Raw genomic sequence first — 20,744 nt, forward strand, 5'->3', positions numbered from 1 at the left:
CGGGACGGCTTCACAGTCCCGGGCATAACGGTCAGACGCGATGTCCGGCCGCGATGATCTTCTTCAGGAAGCCTTGCGTGCGCTCCTGTTTGGGATGGCGGAAAATCTCATCGGGCTTGCCCTCCTCGACTATTCTGCCGCGATCGAAGAACAGCACCCGGTCGGCGAAATCGTGGGCGAAACCCATTTCGTGCGTAACCAGAAGCATCGTCATGTCGGTCTCGGCGCAGAGCCGCCACAGGACGTTGAGCACCTCCTCGACCAGTTCCGGATCCAGCGCCGACGTCACTTCGTCGAACAGCATGATCTTCGGCTGCAAAGCGAGTGCGCGGGCGATCGCCACACGCTGCTTCTGGCCCCCGGACAGTTGCGCCGGCATGGCCTTGGCCTTGTCGGCCATGCCGACCATATCGAGCAGTTCCATCGCCCGCTTCTCGGCGGCGGCGCGCGGCGTGCCCTTGGTCAGCATCGGCGCCAGCGTCACATTGTCGATGACGCTCTTGTGCGGAAACAGGTTGAAGAGCTGGAAGACCATGCCGATCTTCTGGCGCATCCGGGTCAGATGCCGTTCGTCGGCGGGCAGCAGCTGACCGTTGCGTTCCATGTGGTAGAGTTGTTCGCCCTCGATCTGGATGTGGCCGCCGTCGATGCGTTCCAGGGTCATCAGGATGCGCAGGATCGTCGTCTTGCCCGAGCCGGAAGGCCCGATCAGCGCCAGCTTCTCGCGCGGCATGACCTGCATCGACAGGCCGTCCAGCACCTTGAAGGTGCCGAAGCTCTTCGAAATGGCATCGACCTTGATGATGGGTATGGATGCGGACAAATGAATTTCCCCGTGTTGGAGAAGCCTGTGCCCCTAACGATGCGGAACGCGCCAAATCATGTCAATCAGGAAAATAATATCATGACAATTATTCCGATTGCGCATGTTTTCCGGTCAGTCGAGGCTGATTTTTGTGCACGTCATCGTCCCAAAACGGCTCGCCTCTTTAGGCGACGTGCTCAGATTGCAAGCAGCAGATGCTCCGGATCGCCAAGCAACAGCTTGGTGACAACGCCGAGGCCGGCGCGCAGTTCCCCTTCCGTGGTAGAACCCAGTGAGATACGCACCGCCGGATGCCACGGCGCATCCGAAATGCGGAAGGATGTACCCGGCGCAATCGCGACGCCTCGCAGCCGCGCCTGGGCGACAAAGCTTTCCTCGGCCCGATCGGCCGGCAGTTCCAGCCAGATGTGCAGCCCGTCATGCCGGGCACGATATTCGACCCCAGCCAAGACCTCCGCCGCGATATCCAGCCGCCGCCGCAACGCCGCACGCTGCCAGCGGACGAGCTCAATCGCCGTGCCGTCGGTCACCCATTTGGTGGCGATCTCGGCCACCAGCGGCGTCGCCATCCAGTTCGACACCAGATGCCGGTTGGCAACGGCGGCGACATAGCGGTCGGGCGCGGCGAGATAGCCGATGCGCAGGCCGGGCACGGTGATCTTGGTGAAGGAGGTGACGTAAAGCGTGCGTTCCGGGGCGAAAGCGGCGACCGGCGGCGGCCGATCCTCGACCAGCGGACCCAGCACATCATTCTCGATGATGGCGATGTCGTGCTTGCGGGCGACCGCAGCGATCTCCTCTCGCCGCCGCGCGTCCATCAGGGTCGCCGTCGGGTTGATCACCGAGGGCTGCACGAACACCGCGCGGATGTCGGAGAGCCGACAGGCTTCGTCCAGCGCTTCGGGAATCAGGCCATTGCCGTCGATGGGCAGGCCTTCGAGGTTGAAGCCGAGATAGCGCGCCAGCGGCACCAGCGTGTGGTGGCCGATCGCCTCCGTGGCAACCGTCGAGCCCGGCGGCGCAACGCTCATCAGCGCCACGGTCATGCCGGCGGTGGCGCCATTGGTCAGGCTGATGTTCTGCGGCGAGACATCGAGGCCGCATAGCTTCAGCCATTCGACCGCCACCGCACGGTGGCGTGGAAACACCATGTTGGGCCGGAACGACAGCGCCGAACTCGACGGCAGATTCTCGGCCAGCCATCCCAGCGCCTGCTTCAGCCGTTCCAGATGCATCGGCTCGCAGACCGGCTTCAGGATCGAGAGGTCGATGACCTCGCCGAGGCGTTCGGGCAGATAGGGCGGCTCCGGTTCTCGGCGCTGCGTCTGGACGAAACTGCCACGGCCGATCTCGCCCGAGATCAGGCCGCGCCGGATCAATTCCTCATAGGCGCGGCTGACCGTCTGCACCGAGAGCTTGAGATCGTCGGCCAGCCGGCGATGCGTCGGCAGCCGGGAGCCATTGGCCAGGCGCCCGTCATGAATGGCGCGCGCGAACTGGTCGGCCAGCGACTGATAGGCCGGCCGCCGGATGAGCGCGGGATCGGGTTGCCACAATGTCATGACTTATTAGAGATCGAAATCAGTGCAATTGACAATCGAAATAATGCGCCGTCATGGTACTGGCGACGAAAAAGTGGGCCGTGATGACTGCTGCGAAACTCGACGCGATCGATCTCAAAATCCTCGACGCCATCCAGCGCGACGGCCGCATCACCAAGCTGGCCCTGGCCGAGCAGGTCGGCCTGTCGCCGACGCCATGCTGGATGCGGCTGCGCAAGCTGGAGAAGGCGGGCATCGTCTCGGGCTATCATGCCCGGATCGCCATGCGTGTCGTGGCGCCCGTCGCGACCGTGCTGATGGAGGTGACGCTGGCCAGCCATCGCCAAGCCGATTTCGATCGCTTCGAACGCGTCATCCGCGACATACCGGAGATCGTCGCCTGCTGGTCGGTGGGCGGCGGCGTCGACTATGTTGTGAAGGTCATGGCGCGTGACATCGATGCCTATCAGCGGCTGGTCGACGGCCTGCTGGAGCGCGAGATCGGCATCGACCGCTACTTCACCTACATCGTCACCAAGACGGTGAAGGAGGAAATCGTTCTCCCCGTGGCCGACCTGCTGCCGGCGTCGTCATAGGCCGGACAGATTGTCTGCCAAGGCGGCAGAATAGAGAGACTCTCTCTCCTTCAAGGCATGCAAACAGCCTCTCTGTCTCCCGCTGGCAGGTAGTCTTTCCGCATAGTCCGAACCGGGAGGCCTCGATCATGTCCGCGCATTTCGCCCGCTCGCATCGCCACGAAGCGCTTGATCGCCTCGCCGACCGCCGGCTGCTGCGCGAGCTCGCCTATGTCGAGGGGCACTGGACGGCGAGCGAAGCCGCTGAAAGCTTTGAAGTCACCGATCCGGCCACCGGCGCGACGGTCGCGTTTGTCGCCGCGCTTGATGCGCAGCAAACGACAAAGGCAATCGATGCCGCCGCGCGTGCCTTCCCCGCCTGGCGTTCGCTGCTGCCGCAGGAGCGGTCCAATATCTTAAGAAAATGGTTCGAGCTGATCATCGCCGCGAAAGACGATCTTGCCCTGCTGATGACGCTGGAACAGGGCAAGCCGCTGCGGGAGTCGATTGGTGAAATCGACTATGCCGCCTCCTTCGTCGAGTGGTATGCCGAGGAAGCAAAACGCCTCAACGCGGAAAGCGTCACCAGCCACCTGCCGAACGCGGAAATGATGGTGCGGCGCGAACCGCTTGGCGTCGTCGGCGTCGTCACGCCGTGGAATTTCCCGTCGGCCATGCTGACCCGCAAGGCGGCGGCAGCACTTGCCGCCGGCTGCACCATCGTTGCGCATCCGTCCTCGGAGACGCCGCTGTCGGCGCTGGCGCTGTCGGAACTCGGCGAGCGCGCCGGCCTGCCCGCCGGCGTCTTCAACATCATCACCGGCAAGGCCGCGACGATTGTCGGCCGCATGTGCGAGGATCCACGCGTTCGCGCCATGAGCTTCACCGGTTCGACCGAGATCGGCAGGCTGATCGCCGCACAGAGTGCGCCGACGATGAAGCGCCTGGTGATGGAGCTTGGCGGCCACGCGCCGCTGATCGTCTTTGCCGATGCCAATCTGGACAAGGCGGTGAGCATCGCCATCGACGCCAAATTCGCCACTTCGGGCCAGGATTGCCTGGCCGCGAACCGCATCTATGTCCAGCGCCCGATCCATGATCGCTTCTGCGCCGCCTTCGCCAGGCGCATCGAAACATTGCGGACCGGCAACGGCCTTATTCAGGAAACCGACATCGGGCCATTGATGCATGAGCGCGCCGTCACCAAGGTCGAGGAGCAGGTCGCCGATGCCATCGCCCACGGCGCGCGCTGCCTTGTCGGCGGCAAGCGCCATCGGGCCGGGCCGCTGTTCTACCAGCCGACATTGCTGGCCGATGTGCCCGACGAGGCGCTGATCATGCGCGAGGAAACCTTCGGCCCGGTTGCCGCCGTCACACCTTTCGACAGCGAGGACGAGGTGATCGCCCGCGCCAATGCCACCGAATACGGCCTCGTCGCCTATGTCGTGACCGAGAACGGCGCCCGCCAGCAGCGCATGGGCCGCGCGCTCGACTACGGCATGATTGCCGTCAACCGCGTCAAGATTACCGGCGCGCCAATCCCGTTCGGCGGCGTCAAGCAATCCGGCATCGGCCGCGAGGGCTCGCGCCACGGGCTCGAAGCTTTCACCGATCTGAAATATCTCTGCCTGGACGTTGCATAAGATGTATCGATATTCAGGTGATGCCGGCCTGCAAATGGCCTGGCCTGAATCTCAACACATCTTAAGTCGCGTCCAGCCATCCCTTAAGGAGTAAAAAAATGCTCGATCAGTCCAACGAACTCGCCGCCTGGGATCGCGATCACTTCTTCCATCCGTCGACGCATATGGGCACGCACGCGCGGGGCGAATCGCCGACGCGCATCATGGCCGGCGGCGAAGGGGTCACCGTTTGGGACAACAATGGCAGGAAGAGCATCGATGCCTTCGCCGGCCTCTATTGCGTCAATGTCGGCTATGGCCGGCAGAAGATCGCCGATGCCATCGCCACCCAGGCCAAGAATCTTGCCTATTACCACGCCTATGTCGGGCACGGAACCGAGGCCTCGATCACGCTGTCCAAGATGATCATCGACCGCGCGCCCAAGGGCATGTCGAGGGTCTATTTCGGCCTCTCCGGTTCGGATGCCAACGAAACCAACATCAAGCTGATCTGGTACTACAACAATGTGCTTGGCCGGCCGGAGAAGAAGAAGATCATCTCGCGCTGGCGTGGTTATCACGGCTCGGGCGTGATGACCGGATCGCTGACCGGGCTTGATCTCTTCCACAACGCCTTCGACCTGCCGCGCGCGCCGATCCTGCACACCGAAGCGCCCTACTACTTCCGCCGCGCCGACCGCTCGATGAGCGAGGAGCAGTTCTCGCAACATTGCGCCGACAAGCTCGAGGAGATGATCCTGGCCGAAGGCCCCGAGACCGTCGCCGCCTTCATCGGCGAGCCGATCCTCGGCACCGGCGGCATCGTGCCGCCGCCCGCCGGCTATTGGGAAAAGATCCAGGCCGTGCTGAAAAAGCACGACGTGCTTCTGGTCGCGGATGAAGTGGTGACGGGCTTCGGCCGATTGGGCACCATGTTCGGTTCCGACCATTACGGCATCAAGCCCGATCTGATCACCATCGCCAAGGGCCTGACCTCGGCCTATGCGCCGCTGTCGGGCGTCATCGTCGCCGACAAGATGTGGCAGGTGCTGGTGCAGGGTTCCGACAAGCTCGGCTCGCTCGGCCATGGCTGGACCTATTCGGCGCATCCGATCTGCGTAGCCGCCGGCGTCGCCAATCTCGAACTGATCGACGAGATGGACCTGGTGACGAATGCCCGCGAGACCGGCGCCTATTTCCGTGCCGAACTGGCCAAGGCCGTCGGCGGCCACAAAAATGTCGGCGACGTGCGCGGCGACGGCATGCTGGCGGCGGTCGAGTTCGTCGCCGACAGGGACGACCGGGTGTTCTTCGACGCCTCGCAGAAGATCGGTCCGCAGGTGGCGACGGCACTTGCCGCCAGCGGCGTCATCGGCCGTGCGATGCCACAGGGCGATATTCTCGGCTTCGCGCCGCCGCTCTGCCTGACCCGCGAAGAAGCCGACGTCGTCGTCTCCAAGACCGCCGATGCGGTGAACAGCGTTTTTTCCAATCTGTGAAATCGACCATGAATGCCATGACCAGAACCCTTCCCGCCACCATGGCCGCCGTGCTGCTCACCGGGCACGGCGGACCGGAAAAGCTCGTCTACCGCACCGATGTGAAAGTGCCCGCCCCCGCCCCCGGCGAAGTGCTGGTGAAAGTCAGCGCCTGCGGGATGAACAACACCGATGTCTGGGTGCGCCAGGGCGCCTATGGCACGGAAGAGGACGCCGCCGCCGTGTCGACCTGGCGGCGCCAGGGCAACACGCTGACCTTTCCGCGTGTCCAGGGCACCGACACGGTGGGCATCGTCGCTGCCGTCGGCGAAGGCGTCTCGCCGGATCGTGTCGGTGAACGGGTGATGGTCGATTTTTCCATCTACAACCGCGACGACGATTCACTGGCCGACATCGACTATATGGGACACGGCCGCGATGGCGGTTACGCCGAATACCAGACCGTGCCGGCCGAAAATGCGCATGTCGTCGATACGGAGATGAGCGATGTCGAACTCGCCACCTTCTGCTGCGCCTACCTTACCGGCGAACAGATGCTGGAACGCGCCGGCCTGAAAGCCGGCGAGCGCGTGCTAGTCACGGGCGCCTCGGGCGGCGTCGGCTCCGGCATCGTGCAGTTGGCACGGGCGCGCGGCGCCATCCCGTATGCCGTCGTCGGCAAAGGCAAGGAGCAGGCGGTGCGCGACATCGGCGCCGAGGCCGTCATCACCCGTGGCGTCGCCAACCTGCCGCAAGCCGTGGCCGAGGCGACCGGCGGCAAGCCGATCGACGTGGTGGCCGACCTCGTCGGCGGCGCGACCTTCAACGACCTGCTGCGCATCCTGAGGCCCGAGGGCCGCTATACCACCGCAGGCGCGATCGCCGGTCCGGTCGTGCAGCTCGATCTCAGGACCATGTACCTCAAGCAGCTGCAACTGCACGGCTCGAGCCAGGGCACGCGCGCCGATTTTCGCCGCATCGTCGGATATATCGAGGCGAAAAAGATCCGGCCGCTGGTCGGCGGCGTCTACAGGCTGTCCGATTTCCATCGCGCGCAGGCCGATTTCATCGCCAAGGATTTCGTCGGCAAGCTGGTGGTGGTGCCCGACGCGGTCGCGGAGCAATCGGCGTAGCTCCCGAAATCCAGGCATCCTCGCTTCTGCCGTCCTCCTACCGCTGCCATAACGGGAATGGCTTGCAGTCCAGCCTGCAAGCCGTCACAAACAGTGACGCCCGCCGCGCCGCTGGTCCGGGCCTCCGGTCACAGGATACAGGCGAGAATGACAGCCCGAATGATAGTGCTCGATGCCAAGCCGCTCGGCGTCGCGGATGTCGCCGAGATCGCACGCCGCAACGCCCGGCTCATGCTGGGCGAGGAGGCGATGCGCCGCATCCGGGCGAGCCGCGCCCTCATCGAGCATCTGACGCAGCTCGGCAAGCCGATGTACGGCGTCACCACGGGCCTGGGCGCCTGTGTCGACACACCGCTGGCGCAGGCCGACCTGATCGCGTTCCAGCACAGCGTGCCACTCAGCCACAGCATGGGCATCGGGCCCGCCCTGCCGACCGAGGCGGTGCGGGCGATGATCACCGCGCGCATCTCAGGCATGGCGGCCGGCGGCACCGGCACCTCCGAGCGCGTGGTGATGGGCCTTGTGGCGGCGCTTAACGCCGGCGTCCATCCGGTGATCCCCACCTGGGGATCGATCGGGGCGGCGGACCTTGCCCATCTCGGCCATATGGCAAGGGCGCTGGGCGGCGACGGCGAAGCGGAATTCCGGGGCAGGATCATGCCGTCCGCCGAGGCGCTGGCACTGGCCGGGCTCGAACCGCTCGACCTGCGCGAGAAGGACGGCCACGCCATCATCGTCGCCAACAGCCTGTCGACCGGAACGGCCTGCCTGTGCCTCGAGGATGTCGGGCATCTCATCGACTGGGCGCTGGCAGCGGTCGCCCTCAACTATGAGGCGTTCCGTTCTTCCCTCACCGCGATCGACGAGCATGCGCTGGCCGCACGGCCGGCCTTCGGCCAGCGCGAGATCGGTGCCCGGCTGCGCAAGGAACTGGCGGGAAGCGGCCTGTGGAAGGACAAGGCGGCACGGCGCCTCCAGGATCCGCTCAGCTATCGCTGCGTGCCCCAGGTCTGGGGTGGCCTGCTCCACGCGTTCGAGCAGGCGCGGCTGGCGACCGAGATCGAACTGACCCACTCAGGCGACAATCCTGTGATCCTGGCCGCGGGCGAGCGGGTGATCTCGAACGGCAATTTCGATCTCACGGCGATGACGCTGGCCTGGGAACAGCTTGGCCAGGCGCTGGCGCATTGCGCGGTCGGCATCGCCAACCGCGGCATGAAGCTGATGTCGCCGATAACTGCCGAACTGCCGCGCTTCCTGTCGGCCAGGGGCGGCAGCCGCCAGGGCTATGCCGAACTGCAGAAGCCGCTGGCCGCGCTGGAAGCCGAGATCCGCCATCTGGCCAATCCGATGTCGCTCAGCCCGCTTGCCGTATCTGACGGCATCGAAGACCAGTCGTCGATGGCGCCGCGGGTGGTGGCCAAGACCGCCGAGATCGTCAAGCGCATGCGCTATCTGGTTGCGATGGAGCTGATCTTCGCGGCGACGGGCGTGGAGTTGCGCGGCGTCGTCGACAGCATGGGCGAAGGGCCGCAGCGGACCTTTGCCGCGGTGCGCGCGCTCGTCAGCCCGCTCGATGACGATCGCGAGGATGAGCGCCGACATGACCCGGGTCGCGCGCATGGTGGCTGGTCCCCGGTACTGAGCCGGCGGTCGAGCTCGTCGTGGTTTTGAACGCGGCACCGGCAGATCGAGACTATTGGTACGGCCCGCGGAGATTCAGGTTCTCCGCCAGGAGGCAGAACCGGTCGATCAGCCGGACAAGCTCTTCGCCTTGTTCGGCCACGATCGTGCCGCGCTCGGCAGGTGCGACGTCCGAGAGGGCCTGCCACAAGCGGCTTTGCCGGTCACAGACATCCGCCAGTTCGGAGCATTCGCCAGAGGTCAGTTTCAAGATGTGATCCGCCGTCACCGGCCCGATGCCAGGAGGCGTCGTCGCTCCAAGGGAAAGATAGCCGGGTGGCACGGTGCCTTTTGCGTTGGTCACCGATTTGCGGCAGATGACGTCGAACAACTGGTCGACGGCCTGCTTGGCGCCGGCGACGCGCGAGGGATGGTCCGTATCGGCCGCCGCATGCGGCAGAAGTTCAAGCTTGCCGGCATGCTTCCCGACGAGATCGAGATAAGGCAGCATCGGGCCTGAGAGACTTCCGGTGGAAGCATCGCTGAACAGGTCGGCGTCGATTGCGGCATGGCGGATCCGGCCGGACGACAAGGCGTCATCGAGAGCCTCAACGTCGACAAGCTCGCCACGATCATAATTGACCAGCACCGCGCCACTGTTCATGCGGCGCAAGACATCAGCGCCGACGAGGCCGGCATTGACGTAGCGGCCGGTGTGCGCATCCTGTTTGCCCAAACCGACATGAACGCTGAGCACATCGGCGCCTTCAGCCGCATCGCAGAGGTCTGGCGCGAAGGCAAAGCCCTCGGCTTCCACCCAGTCCCGGTGCCGCGGCCGTGCGTGGATCACCACGCGCATGCCGAAGGCGCGGGCGAGCTTGGCGACCTCGCGGCCGATATTGCCGTAACCGATGATCGCGATTGTCTTGCCTTCGAGCTTCTCGGTTGGGAAATCGCGCAGTTCCCTGCCGGTGTCGAAGGCACCGCGCGCTACCCGCTCATGAAGCGTGTCGACCGGGAGGTCCGGCAGCACTTTCAGGATCGCCTTCATCACCATCTGCGCCGTGGCACGGCTGTTGATGCCGGGTGTGTTCATAAGCACTGCCGTGCCGCCCTCGCCGCTGCCGCCACCCCAGGAGCGCGAGCCCATATTGCCGGTGCCGGCACCGATCCGCACGCCGGCCAGCGGAAAAACGGTTTCCGCGGGAAGGAAAGTCGCGGCGGCGATGACGGCGTCATAGCGCCCGTCGCCGGCGGCCTCGATCAGCTCTTCGCGCGTGCTGAGGTCCGGCTGGTAGAAGAAATGCACGCGGCCATGCTCAAGACCCGCTTTGTCGCCAAGCGCGCCTGCGTGGAAGCGGCCGCCCTTGGCTTCGATATGGGCGCGCACTTCGCCCGCGTCCGGCTTACCGTCGGGACCGAAGCGCAGGCCGACCAGATCGCAGATCAGCATGGCGTAGGCGCGTTGCGGATCGATTGGGTTCGTGGCCTGTGTATTCGCGTTCGCTGTCACGTCGTTTCCCCATGCAAGAACGGAAAGGCCTGCCGTTACAGCGGCACGCTCTCAATCAGAACCTATCCGCCCGGAAGGGCCTCAGATCGATCGCTGGCGGCAAACCCGCGGCTAGCTGCGACACGATCTAGAGGCTGGGTCCCAATTCGATCGCGCTGCCGTCGCTGAACCGGGATTGGCGGAACCTGTGAAGACTGTGTCCCGGCTCGTTTCCCTGGACGAGGTCTGACACGACGCGGCCCATTCCGGGTCCGATGCCGAAGCCGTGACCACTCATCCCGGTGGCGATAACGAGACCCGGAATTTCGACGGCACGATCAACTATGGGCACGACATCCGGCATCGCATCGATCATGCCCGCCCAGCTCGCCTTGAGCGGCACTGTCTTGAACTGCGGGAAAAGTGCGGTGAATTCGCGGTCGATATCGCGCAGCGCGGAGGCTTTGGGGGCGGGATTGAGGATACGCATCCGTTCGAACGGGCTTTCCTCGTCCGCGTTCCATTTGCGCGGGGTCGACCAGCTGTCCGGATAGCCTCGCGGCGCCGCCGGCAGGTAGCGGATGCCAAGAGGATTGGCCATCAGGGCGGGAACATATTTGCGCGCGTGACGAAACGCGTCAGGCCCGACATAGAGTTGACTGGAGCCTCCCGATGCCAGCGTGTAGCCGCCATCCTGCCTGCGCCGGAATGCGATATGCTCGTCGGCGACGGCACCCGAATGGATTTCAGGCATGGGTTGGGTCGCGGCGACCGTCGACCTGACGCTGAGCTGCGGGATCGAGACGCCATGTGCGCGCAGGAAGAGCGACGTCCACGCACCACTCGCGACGACGGCGTTCGAGGTGGCGATACGACCCTGCTCGGTCCAGACACCGCTGATGCGCCCCGCCGAAATATCGAGCATCCGCGCAGCACAATTCTCGATGATGGTGACGCCCTGCCGGGCGGCCAGGCGAGCAAGTGCCGGCACCGCTACCCAGGGCTCGGCGCGCATGTCCGATGGGGTGATCATCGCGCCCTTGAAGGGACGCGACATGGAAGGGATCAGCTTGGCCGTCTCGCCCTGGTCAAGCAGACGCGTGTCGACGCCATGCATCTCGGCGATCTTCAGGAACTTGGCGAAACCGGCCATCTCCTTGTCGGTTCGCGCGAGATAGGTAACGCCCGTTTGCTTCAACCCGATGTCTTCGCCGCATTCTTCGGCCAGTTGACGCCAGAGCCGTTGCGCTTCGATCACGATCGGCAGTTCATCGGCATCTCGACCCTGCTGCCGGATCCAGCCCCAGTTCCGCGACGATTGCTCGCCGGCAATGCGCCCCTTTTCCAGCAATGTCACCGAAATGTTCCGTCGCGCCAGGAACAAAGCCGTCGTCACGCCGATGATGCCGCCGCCAATGATCACAACCTCCGGATCCTTCGGCAACGGCGCCTGAAACTGGATCGGCATGGCTTCGGTGAAAGGAAAACGTGTCAAAGAATACGATCCTCCTGGTATTCCACGGCGGTGGCTGGCCCTTGGTGGCCTTGGCCGCTTGCGTGGAATGTCGGCGATACCCTGACCGAACTGATAGTCCGTCATGGCTGGGCCGGGCTGGAGAATCTGCGTGCCAATGCAATAAAGTTGTTGATGCAGATGGGATCCAATCGCGGCGCCGCTTCAGGCATAGTGCGATGCCGCCATTGGCCCCTTGAACGGTCAAGTCGGACACGCGTAACATCGCACCATCAGAACTGAGTCTGTTTCATTCGTCCGGGCTAATGTCCGGATTAGACTGGATATTTTCCTTGCTTACGGATGCAACCAGCAGCGCGGCGAAGCGCGGCAAGTCGTTTGGCCATGTGGCGGAAGCCTCCTGGGGCAAGGGCCTCAGCACGCTGCTGCGTATCGTGCGCATGACGCTGCGCCATCCCTGGCAAGTCGCCATCACCCTGGTCTCGACCTTCATCGCCGCGACGCTGCAACTCTTCATCCCACGCCTCTTGGGACGCGCCATCGACCAGGCGCGGGGCGTGATGGCCGCGGGCGCCGGCGCGGCGGCGGAGCAGGCGCTGTGGAACACGGCGCTGACGCTGCTCGTGGTCAGTATCCTGCGCGGGCTCTTCACCATGGCGCAGAACTACTATGGCGAGGCCGTCGGCCACCGGACCGGCTATGAATTGCGCCTGGCATTCTACGAGAAGATCCAGCGCCTGAGCTTCTCTTTTCACGACAAGGTCCATACCGGCGATCTGATCACGCTCGGTCTGCTCGATCTCGACGGCGTGCGCATGTTCTTTTCCACCGGCATTCTGCGCGTGGTGCTGCTCAGTGTGCTGATCGGCGTCGGCGCCTATCTCCTGATCAGCACCGATCTCGTGCTCGGGCTGCTCAGCCTGAGCTTCGTGCCGTTCGTCGCCTGGCGCTCATCGGTGACGCAACTGGCGCTGCGCAGCACCTGGCTGACGCTGCAGGAGCGTCTGTCGGTGCTGAGCCGAGTGATGGACGAGAACCTCGGCGGCATCCGCGTCGTGCGTGCCTTCGCGGCGCAGCGGCACGAGCTCAAAAAATTCGACCGTGCCAAGCAGGATGCGCTGGACCTCGCCAATAAGCGCGTCGACATCCGCGTCAGCAACACCAGCGCCATGAACTTTTCCTTCCTCGCCGCCATGGGCCTAGTGCTCTGGTTCGGCGGCCAGAAGGTGATCGCAGGCCAGATCAGCGTCGGCACGCTGGCCCAGTTCCTCACCTTCATGACCATTTTGCAGATGCCGGTGCGCCAGCTCGGCCTGATGGTCAACTCGTTCGCGCGCGCCTCGACCTGCGGCACGCGGCTGTTCGAACTGCTCGACGCCGAACTCGATATCAAGGACGCGCCCGGCGCCACGGATCTTGTCGTCACCGAGGGCGTGCTGCGCTTCGATGATGTCGGCTTCCGTTACGAGGGCTCAGGCGGCCGGCCGACACTGTCGGGCATTTCGTTCGAAGCCAGGTGCGGCGAAACCATCGGCATTGTCGGCCCGCCGGGTAGCGGCAAGTCGACCATCGCGCATCTGATCCCGCGCTTCTACGACGTCACATCGGGCGCGATCACCATCGACGGCCAGGACATCCGCAAGGTCACGCTGCAATCATTGCGCAAGGCGGTCGGCGTCGTGCAGCAGGACGCGTTCCTGTTCACCACCTCGATCGAGAACAACATCGCCTATGGCAATCCGTGGGCGCGCGAGACCCGCATCGGGCAGGCAGCCGAATATGCCCAGTTGCACAACTACATCATCGGGCTCCCCGCCGGCTACACCACGGTCGTCGGCGAACGCGGCGCATCGCTTTCCGGCGGCCAACGGCAGCGCCTGACCATCGCGCGCAGCCTGATGCTGCGGCCCTCGATTCTGGTCTTCGACGATTCGACCGCTGCAATCGATGCTGGCACCGAGCAGCGGATACGGGCGGCGATGAAGCGCTTCGCCAGGGATCGAGTGACGCTGATCATCTCGCATCGGCTGAGTTCGCTGATGCATGCCGACCAGATCCTGTTCGTCGAAGGGGGCCGGATCGTCGAGCGCGGCACGCATGAGGAGCTGCTGGCGCAAGGTGGACGCTATCGCGCGCTTTACGACCTGCAATTGCGGCCCGACGAGGACCGACCCGTGGCGAGAGCAATTCCAGGAAAAGTGGAAACCGGTTTTCCCGGGAAAAGCGCGTAGCGCTTTCCCTTGGGAGTTGCGTCAAAACTAAAGAGATAGAGCCGCGTGATGTCGAAACACATCGACGATGAGAAGGAAGACACCAGCGGGCGGCCAACCAAGGCCGTCGTCGGGTCGCATCGCGACGAGGAAGAGGTTTTCGGCAAGGCTTACGATCCGCGCATCATCAGGCGTATCTGGAGCTTCGTCAGGCCGTATCGGGGCCGGATTTTCATCTCGGTCGCCGCTGTGCTGGTGTTCACGCTGACGCAGCTCGCGATCCCGCTGGTCATCCGCTACGCCATCGACCACGGCATGGCCGCGGGCAAGCTCGACCGCTCGGTGATGATCTCGGCGACAGGCGTCTTCGCGGTGATCATCCTCATCAACTATGCCGCCAGCCATGTGCAGGAAAGCGTCGTCGGCAAGGTGGCCGAGAACGTGCTGTCCGATTTGCGCCGCGCCATGTTCAGCCACCTGCAGCGCGTCTCGCTGAGCTTCATGGACAAGACCGAGGTTGGCCGCCTGATGTCGCGCCTGCAGGGCGACGTCAATTCGATGCAGGAGTTCCTCGAAACATCCGTGATGTCGGTGGGCGACATCGTGCTCTTGTTCGGTATCGTCTGCGTGCTTTTGTGGCTCGACTTCCGGCTCGGGCTCTTGACGCTATCGACCATGCCGGTGCTGTTCATCGTGCGCCTGTTCTGGCTGCCGCGCGCGAAGGTCGCCTTCATGGCGGCGCACGAGACCAACTCGATCGCCAACGGGGCGCTCGCCGAAGGCATCCATGGCGTGCGCACCGTGCAGAGCCTCGAGCGCCAGCATGTCAATTTCGACCTCTACGACGAGAAGGTGCTGGCCAATCTCAATGCCCATCTGCGCTCGGCCAAATACGCGCAGGTGATGGTGCCGATCGTCGATACGCTGACCGGCATCGCCATGGCGACGGTCATCGTCGTCGGCGGTTCGATGGTGTTGTCGCACAGCCTCAACGTCGGCGTCATGGTGGCGTTCCTGTTCTACATCCAGCGTTTCTTCGATCCGATCCGCTCGCTCACCATGCAGTACAGCGTCATGCAGCGCGCCATGGCTTCGGGCCAGCGCATCTCCGAAGTGCTCGACGTACCGGTGGATGTCAGCGACAAGGAAAATGCCGTGACGCTGTCGCGCGACATGGACGGTTCGGTCGAGTTCAGGAACGTCACCTTCGGCTACCGGCCTAACCAGCCGGTGCTGAAGAATATCTCCTTCCGCGTCAATCCGGACGAGACCGTCGCTCTTGTCGGCCCGACCGGATCGGGCAAGTCGAGTTCCATGGCGCTGGTGCACCGTTTCTACGATGTCTGGTCCGGCGAGGTCCTCGTCGGCGGGCACGACGTGCGCGACCTGACGCAGGACTCGCTCGGCGACCAGGTGGCCATGGTGCTGCAGGAGCCGTTCTTGTTTTCCGGCACCGTGCTGGAGAACATCCGCTATCACAAGACCGGCGCGACCCGCGAGGAAGTGGTGCGCGCGGCACAAGCCGTCGGCGCGCACGACTTCATCGAGCACCTGCCCAATGGCTACGACACCGAACTCGAGCAGCGCGGCGGCAATCTCTCGCTCGGCCAGCGCCAGCTGATCAGTTTTGCACGCGCACTAGTGGCCGACGCCGAGATCCTGGTGCTCGACGAGGCCACGGCCAGCATCGATTCCTACACCGAGATGCTGATCCAGAAGGCGCTGATCAAGCTGCTGGAAGGCCGCACCGGGCTGGTCATCGCCCACCGTCTGGCCACCATACGCGGCGCCGACCGCATCATCGTCCTGCAAAATGGCGAGATCGTCGAAAGCGGCAACCACGAACAGCTGATGCGGAAGAAAGGCCTCTACGCCCGCCTCTACAACATGAACTACGCTTCGTTCGACGACATTTCCGAGGAGGAGATGAGAATGGACGCGGCTATCGGCAAAGCGACCTGAGGGTTGCGGCAGAGCCCGACAGGAATGGAGAGCAGCGGGATGATCGCTCTCAGCAGTTGCCCAGGGACACAATGCATCCGGCGAATCCCTGTCCCGATTTTGTGAAGGAACGCATCGGGTGCGGAGGCCGTTTTCTGGTCATGCATGTCTCGCATGAACAGGAGGCATCCTCATGAAACGGCAGATCATGCTCACCGGTGTCATCATCTTGGCGGCCGCGAGCGCGATTTCATTCAGTTCCATCGCCGATGCCGCGGTCAGGCACCGTACGGTCAGGCACCATTTTGTCCGCACCACAACTCATCATGGTGACAGGCATCGGCACGCCGTTCACCGCGAATATGTGGTGGTTGGCGACGGTTTGGCTGGCGACAACTCGGCCGGCGACAATGGCGGGATGGACAGCTACTACAATGGCTACGGCAGCTATCGTGGGTATGTCGGCGGCTTCTGCGGAACCATTGCATGGACGCTCGGCATATGCAGTCCCCATGGCCCTTGAGTCCTGACCGCTGAGCGGATCGGCAAAGTGCAGCGCGCGGATGCTACGCCATTTCGGGGCGTCTTGACGCCTCGCGGATGGCCTTGTGCACGCCGCGCTGCAAATCCATGAAAGCCGGAGTTTCCATCACCTCTTCCCGGCGCGGACGCTCGATGTCGACGTTGAAGGTCTGCATGATGCGTCCCGGGCCGATCCCCATGACGACGATGCGGTCCGACAGATAGACGGCCTCCTCGACGTCATGCGTGACGAAGAGCACGGTGAGCCGATGCTCCTCCCATATCTGGGTCAGCAGTTCCTGCATCTGGTGCCGGGTCAAGGCGTCCAGCGCGCCAAAGGGCTCGTCCATCAAAAGCATCTTGGGCCGATAGGAAAGCGCGCGCGCAATGGCGACGCGCTGCTTCATGCCGCCCGACAGCTCCGATGGATAGCGCTCGGCGCTGTCCGACAGCTTGACCAGATCGAGATGCTCGAGCGCGATCTCGCGGCAGGCCGCGCGATCGTAACCCGCGGCCTTGAGGGCAAACTCGATGTTCTGCCGCGCCGTCAGCCAGGGAAGCAGCGTGTAGGACTGGAAGACGACGCCACGATCGAGACCCGGCTGCAGGATCGGTGCGCCATCGATGCTGAGATCGCCGGCGTCGAAGTCCTGCAGCCCGGCCACGATCGACAGCAGCGTGCTCTTGCCGCAGCCCGATGTGCCGACGAGAGAAACGAATTCGTTGTCGGCAAGATCGAGGTTGATGTCGCGCAGCACTTCGGTGCGCCGCTCTCCCGTGCCGAAGCTCTTGTGGAGACCGGCGATGCGCAATTTGGGAGGGTTCATCGGCCGTTCCTCACTGCGAGTGGCCATCTTGCCTGAACAGCACCTTTTCCAGTGCCTTCATGACCTGGTCGGTTATGAGGCCGAGCACGCCGAGCAGCAGGATGTAGCCGATGATGGTGTTTGTCTGGAAATAACGCTGCGACACGGTGATGCGATAGCCGAGGCCAGATGTCGCCGCGACGAGTTCAGCCAACACCAGCCAGGTCCATGCCCAGCCCAGGCTGATGCGCAGCGTATCCCAGATGCCGGGCAAGGCACTGGGAACGACGATGCGCGTCAGGATCTTTCGGTCCGGCAGGCCGAGCGTGCGGCCGAGGCCGATGAAATCGGCTGGCACCCGCTTCACATTGTCCATGATCATCAGCACCTGCTGGAAGAAGGTGCCGATGAAGATGATCAGGAATTTCTGCGTATCGCCGGTGCCCGCCCACAGGATGGAAAGCGGCACGAAAGCGACGACCGGCATGTAGCGGATGAAATCCACCAGCGGCTCGATGGCCGCTTCCCATGAGCGGAAACTGCCGATCAGCACGCCGATCGGTATGGACAGTGCCGAGGCGATGAGGAAACCGATGGAAATACGGTACATCGAGGCCCTGAGGTCCAGCCACAACGTACCCTCGGTCGCGAGCTTGGCGATCTGGGTCGCGACACTGCCGGGCGACGGCAGGAAGATGGGCTTTACCCATTCCAGTCCGGTCGCCGCCCACCAGGCAAGGCCGAGCCCGACAAAGACGGCCACCGCGATCATCAGGAAACGCGACCTGGCGATCGGCACCCCGATCCCGGAGGATCGGCGACGCCTTGCCTGTTTCGTGACCGGTCCCGGTGCGGAGCGAGCCGGGGCCGTCTTCGCGGAGGGCTGTGCGGACATCTGCGTCACCACCGCGATCCGGCCGTCGTCATTCCGCCGCCTTGACGAAGGACGGGTCGATCATCTGCTCCGGCGTCACGTCGGCCTGCAGCAGCTTGGCGTTCTTGGCCGCCGCCTCGACATCGGCGAACGTCTTGCTGGTGAAGTCGCCGGTGAGCGCCGTCTTGTTTTCGGCGAGCGAATAGTAACGCACGCCATCAAAGGCGGTGTTGAGATCCTTGACGTCCGAACCGACGGCCTTGGCGATGATAGCGCGGCCACCAGGCGTGTCGGCCTTGTAGTCCTTCAGTGCCGCATCCCAGGTTTTGATCATGGCCAGCACCTGGCCGGGCCGTGACTTGATCACCTCGTCGCGCACCACCAGCACGTCGCTGATCAGGCCGGGATCCTCGCCGGCGGTGAACAGGAGCTTGACGTCCTTGTTCTGCGCCATGGCGACAGTGAGGTATGGCTCGTAGGTGACCGCGACCGGCACCTGGCCCGCGATCAAGGCACCACCGGCGTCGGCGGCTGGCATTGGAACTGGCTGGATATCGGCGACCGACATGCCGTTCCTGGAGAGCGCGTATTTGAGCAGGATGTCGCTCGTCGTGCCTTCTTCGAAGGCGACCTGCTTGCCTTTGAGGTCGGCGATGGAGGTGACGTCCTTGCCGGCGATGATGGCGTCGGCCGTCATGGAGACATCGAGCAGCAAAACGATCTTCACCGGCAGGCCGGCGGCAACCATGCCCATCGCCGTGTGGGTGGCGATGTTGGCGGCGTCGAGCTGGCCGCTGGCGAGCGCGGCATTGATGTCCTTGTCCTCGGCGAAATTGACGATCTGAACGTCCGACAGCCCATTCGCCTTGAACAGGCCCTTGGCGTCGGCGACATGCCACTGGCCATAGCCGAGCCAGGGCTCGATGCCGATCTTGAACGATCCGGCCTCGGGCGTCGTGGGAATGGCCGCATCGGCCGCGTGGGCTGCCGGGGCGGCAGCGATCCCGATGGCGGCGGCCATCACGAGCGCGCGAAATTGTCCTGCTAGCTTATGCATCTGAGTTCCCCTTGATGATCAGACCGCTCTTTTACCAGGCGTCCGGTCTGGTGAGACTGCGGGGTCTGCTCTTGCGGCACTGTGCCTCGGCGTCTTGCCCGCCACTTCATGGTGAAGTGCGAGGATATTTCAGCGTTAGCGGAAGCGGATGTCAAGGCTAAAATACATACATGCATATACAAGTTGGAGTGACTCAAATTTTCGACGTGGCTAGGCCTTCCGCCCGCATCCCCCGCAACCATCACTCATGCTCTTTCAGGATCGATCCGGTCGAGGAAATCGCTCACCCGATCGGCTCCGGTGTCAGGCTCGCTGCCGACCATGACCGCAACCGAAAAGGCGATCAGGGAGGAGACCGGCGTGTGACTGCGCGCACCGGCCCGCAGGTTCATGACCAGGATCGGCGACAGGAAGAGCCCTGAGCGCAGCACCGATCGCCAATCCGCCGGGAGCATGCCGCGCCGCTTGAGTTCCAGCAGCAATGGCCGCCACAGCGCGGTCGCCTTGACCTCCAGCAAGTCGCGGCGGATCGGGCTCAGATCCCAGTCCGTGTCGACATGGAGCAGGTTCCCGTCCAGCCGCGCTTGCGCGCGAAAAGCCTCGGTCGCGATGGCCGGATCGTAGAGCCAGAACGGATGGGCGAAGATGTTGTGGAACGTCGCCTTCACTTCCGCCAGCAGCGTCGGGATATGCGAGCCGGCAAAGGCGGGATCGAAGAAGGACAGTACCGCCCTCCCCGTTTTCTTGGTGTACCAGACATTGGCGTTGTGGGCGTCACCGTGCGCGACCACGCCGCCGGCATCGGCAAGCCGATCCGGCCGCAAGCGCGCGGCCGCGGCATCGAAAAGCTCACCGATGCCCTTGGTGTAAAGCTGGCCGTTGATGACGAACTTCAGCCGCGAAAACCGGTCCCAGTCGAGTTCCGCGCCGGGAAAGGCAAACGACTTGCCGACATAGAAATCGGCCAGCCGGCCGCCTGGGGATGCGCGTGTATCCGGGTCGATCAGCCGCTCATAAAACAGCCGGTGGATAGGCTCCGCCGCCACCTCCGCGACGGTCACGGGATGCAGCGTCTCGAGATAGACCTCGAGCAACCTTGCGGACAGGTCGCGCTCGGCAAGGACCGCCTGTCGCCTTTTCTCGGGATCATCTTCGGCATCCAGCGCGAACAGCACGTCCGAAAATCTCGGATCCGTGCGGCGGCGATAGACAAGGATCTGTTCGCCCGGCTGGGCCGACATATGGACGGGCTGGTCGACCGGCAGGCCGGCGCGCGACAGGATCTCGGCCCGGTAATACTCACCGGTCATGCCTTCCTCCCGTTCCTCCTGATGGAACTTGAAGAAGTAGGCCTCGCCATCGCTATCGAAGAAACCGTTCAAAGAATTGAGGCTGTATTTGTCCACGTTTATGCGGACATTGCCGGGGTTCATCCCGAACAGATCGCCCAGCAATGCCGATAGCGCTTGCTGCGCCGCCGCGGCATCATGCTGCGCGAGAGCCCGGATTCGCGCCGTGCGGCTCTGTGGCTGCGTCATCCGCCGTCCCTGCCAGCCAGGCCGTCCACCAG

General features: G+C 63.9%; 15 protein-coding genes and 1 pseudogene. 8 read left to right on the forward strand and 8 right to left on the reverse strand.

What is annotated here, in order from left to right; genetic code table 11:
* Positions 1 to 31: 31 nt before the first annotated feature.
* Complete coding sequence (ehuA, locus tag X741_RS157640) at positions 32 to 823, reverse strand: ectoine/hydroxyectoine ABC transporter ATP-binding protein EhuA (protein WP_023764691.1); 792 nt, start codon at positions 821 to 823, stop codon at positions 32 to 34.
* Between the two features lie 179 nt (positions 824 to 1,002).
* Positions 1,003 to 2,388, reverse strand: coding sequence for a PLP-dependent aminotransferase family protein (locus tag X741_RS157635; protein WP_023764690.1), 1,386 nt, complete (start codon positions 2,386 to 2,388; stop codon positions 1,003 to 1,005).
* A gap of 83 nt (positions 2,389 to 2,471) precedes the next feature.
* Here X741_RS157635 and X741_RS157630 point away from each other — a divergent pair, with 83 nt between their 5' ends.
* From X741_RS157630 to hutH, 5 genes and pseudogenes are all read left to right on the forward strand, one after another.
* The gene (locus X741_RS157630) at positions 2,472 to 2,963 is read left to right on the forward strand and encodes an Lrp/AsnC family transcriptional regulator (RefSeq protein ID WP_023764689.1); all 492 of its coding nucleotides are present in this window, start codon (positions 2,472 to 2,474) and stop codon (positions 2,961 to 2,963) included.
* Between the two features lie 128 nt (positions 2,964 to 3,091).
* A complete protein-coding gene (locus tag X741_RS157625; RefSeq protein WP_023777130.1) occupies positions 3,092 to 4,585 on the forward strand; it encodes an NAD-dependent succinate-semialdehyde dehydrogenase in 1,494 nt (497 codons plus the stop codon).
* A 98-nt stretch (positions 4,586 to 4,683) separates the two neighbouring features.
* Entirely contained in the window at positions 4,684 to 6,063 is a 1,380-nt protein-coding gene (locus X741_RS157620; RefSeq protein ID WP_023777131.1) for an aspartate aminotransferase family protein, read from the forward strand.
* A gap of 8 nt (positions 6,064 to 6,071) precedes the next feature.
* Positions 6,072 to 7,175, forward strand: a complete 1,104-nt coding sequence (locus X741_RS157615) for an alcohol dehydrogenase family protein (RefSeq protein ID WP_023777132.1) — start codon at positions 6,072 to 6,074, stop codon at positions 7,173 to 7,175.
* A gap of 147 nt (positions 7,176 to 7,322) precedes the next feature.
* A pseudogene (gene hutH, locus X741_RS21370) lies at positions 7,323 to 8,820 on the forward strand (histidine ammonia-lyase).
* Between the two features lie 51 nt (positions 8,821 to 8,871).
* On the opposite strand, the gene X741_RS157610 reads toward hutH, so the two are convergent.
* Complete coding sequence (locus tag X741_RS157610) at positions 8,872 to 10,311, reverse strand: 2-hydroxyacid dehydrogenase (RefSeq protein WP_023777134.1); 1,440 nt, start codon at positions 10,309 to 10,311, stop codon at positions 8,872 to 8,874.
* A 127-nt stretch (positions 10,312 to 10,438) separates the two neighbouring features.
* Positions 10,439 to 11,785, reverse strand: coding sequence for an FAD-binding oxidoreductase (locus X741_RS157605; RefSeq protein WP_023777135.1), 1,347 nt, complete (start codon positions 11,783 to 11,785; stop codon positions 10,439 to 10,441).
* Positions 11,786 to 12,096: 311 nt separating this feature from the next.
* Here X741_RS157605 and X741_RS157600 point away from each other — a divergent pair, with 311 nt between their 5' ends.
* The 3 genes from X741_RS157600 to X741_RS157590 all read left to right on the forward strand — a co-directional run bounded on the left by X741_RS157600 (position 12,097) and on the right by X741_RS157590 (position 16,438).
* On the forward strand, positions 12,097 to 13,995 hold the full coding sequence (locus X741_RS157600; RefSeq protein ID WP_023777136.1) for an ABC transporter ATP-binding protein: 1,899 nt from the start codon (positions 12,097 to 12,099) through the stop codon (positions 13,993 to 13,995).
* Between the two features lie 48 nt (positions 13,996 to 14,043).
* Positions 14,044 to 15,936: an ABC transporter ATP-binding protein gene (locus X741_RS157595; protein ID WP_023777137.1), complete on the forward strand. Its 1,893-nt coding sequence runs from the start codon at positions 14,044 to 14,046 to the stop codon at positions 15,934 to 15,936.
* A gap of 172 nt (positions 15,937 to 16,108) precedes the next feature.
* Positions 16,109 to 16,438, forward strand: coding sequence for a hypothetical protein (locus tag X741_RS157590; RefSeq protein WP_023777138.1), 330 nt, complete (start codon positions 16,109 to 16,111; stop codon positions 16,436 to 16,438).
* A gap of 43 nt (positions 16,439 to 16,481) precedes the next feature.
* Here the strand turns inward: X741_RS157590 and X741_RS157585 are convergent, their stop codons facing one another.
* From X741_RS157585 to X741_RS157570, 4 genes are all read right to left on the reverse strand, one after another.
* Entirely contained in the window at positions 16,482 to 17,264 is a 783-nt protein-coding gene (locus X741_RS157585; protein WP_023764680.1) for an ABC transporter ATP-binding protein, read from the reverse strand.
* A 10-nt stretch (positions 17,265 to 17,274) separates the two neighbouring features.
* A complete protein-coding gene (locus X741_RS157580) occupies positions 17,275 to 18,042 on the reverse strand; it encodes an ABC transporter permease (protein WP_198023944.1) in 768 nt (255 codons plus the stop codon).
* Positions 18,043 to 18,166: 124 nt separating this feature from the next.
* Entirely contained in the window at positions 18,167 to 19,174 is a 1,008-nt protein-coding gene (locus tag X741_RS157575) for an ABC transporter substrate-binding protein (RefSeq protein ID WP_023777140.1), read from the reverse strand.
* Between the two features lie 245 nt (positions 19,175 to 19,419).
* Positions 19,420 to 20,712 (reverse strand): hypothetical protein, encoded by a 1,293-nt coding sequence (locus X741_RS157570; protein WP_023777141.1) that lies wholly within the window; start codon positions 20,710 to 20,712, stop codon positions 19,420 to 19,422.
* Positions 20,713 to 20,744 lie beyond the last annotated feature (32 nt).

The sequence above is a fragment of the Mesorhizobium sp. LNHC221B00 genome, from assembly GCF_000502935.1.
Taxonomy (GTDB): domain Bacteria; phylum Pseudomonadota; class Alphaproteobacteria; order Rhizobiales; family Rhizobiaceae; genus Mesorhizobium; species Mesorhizobium opportunistum.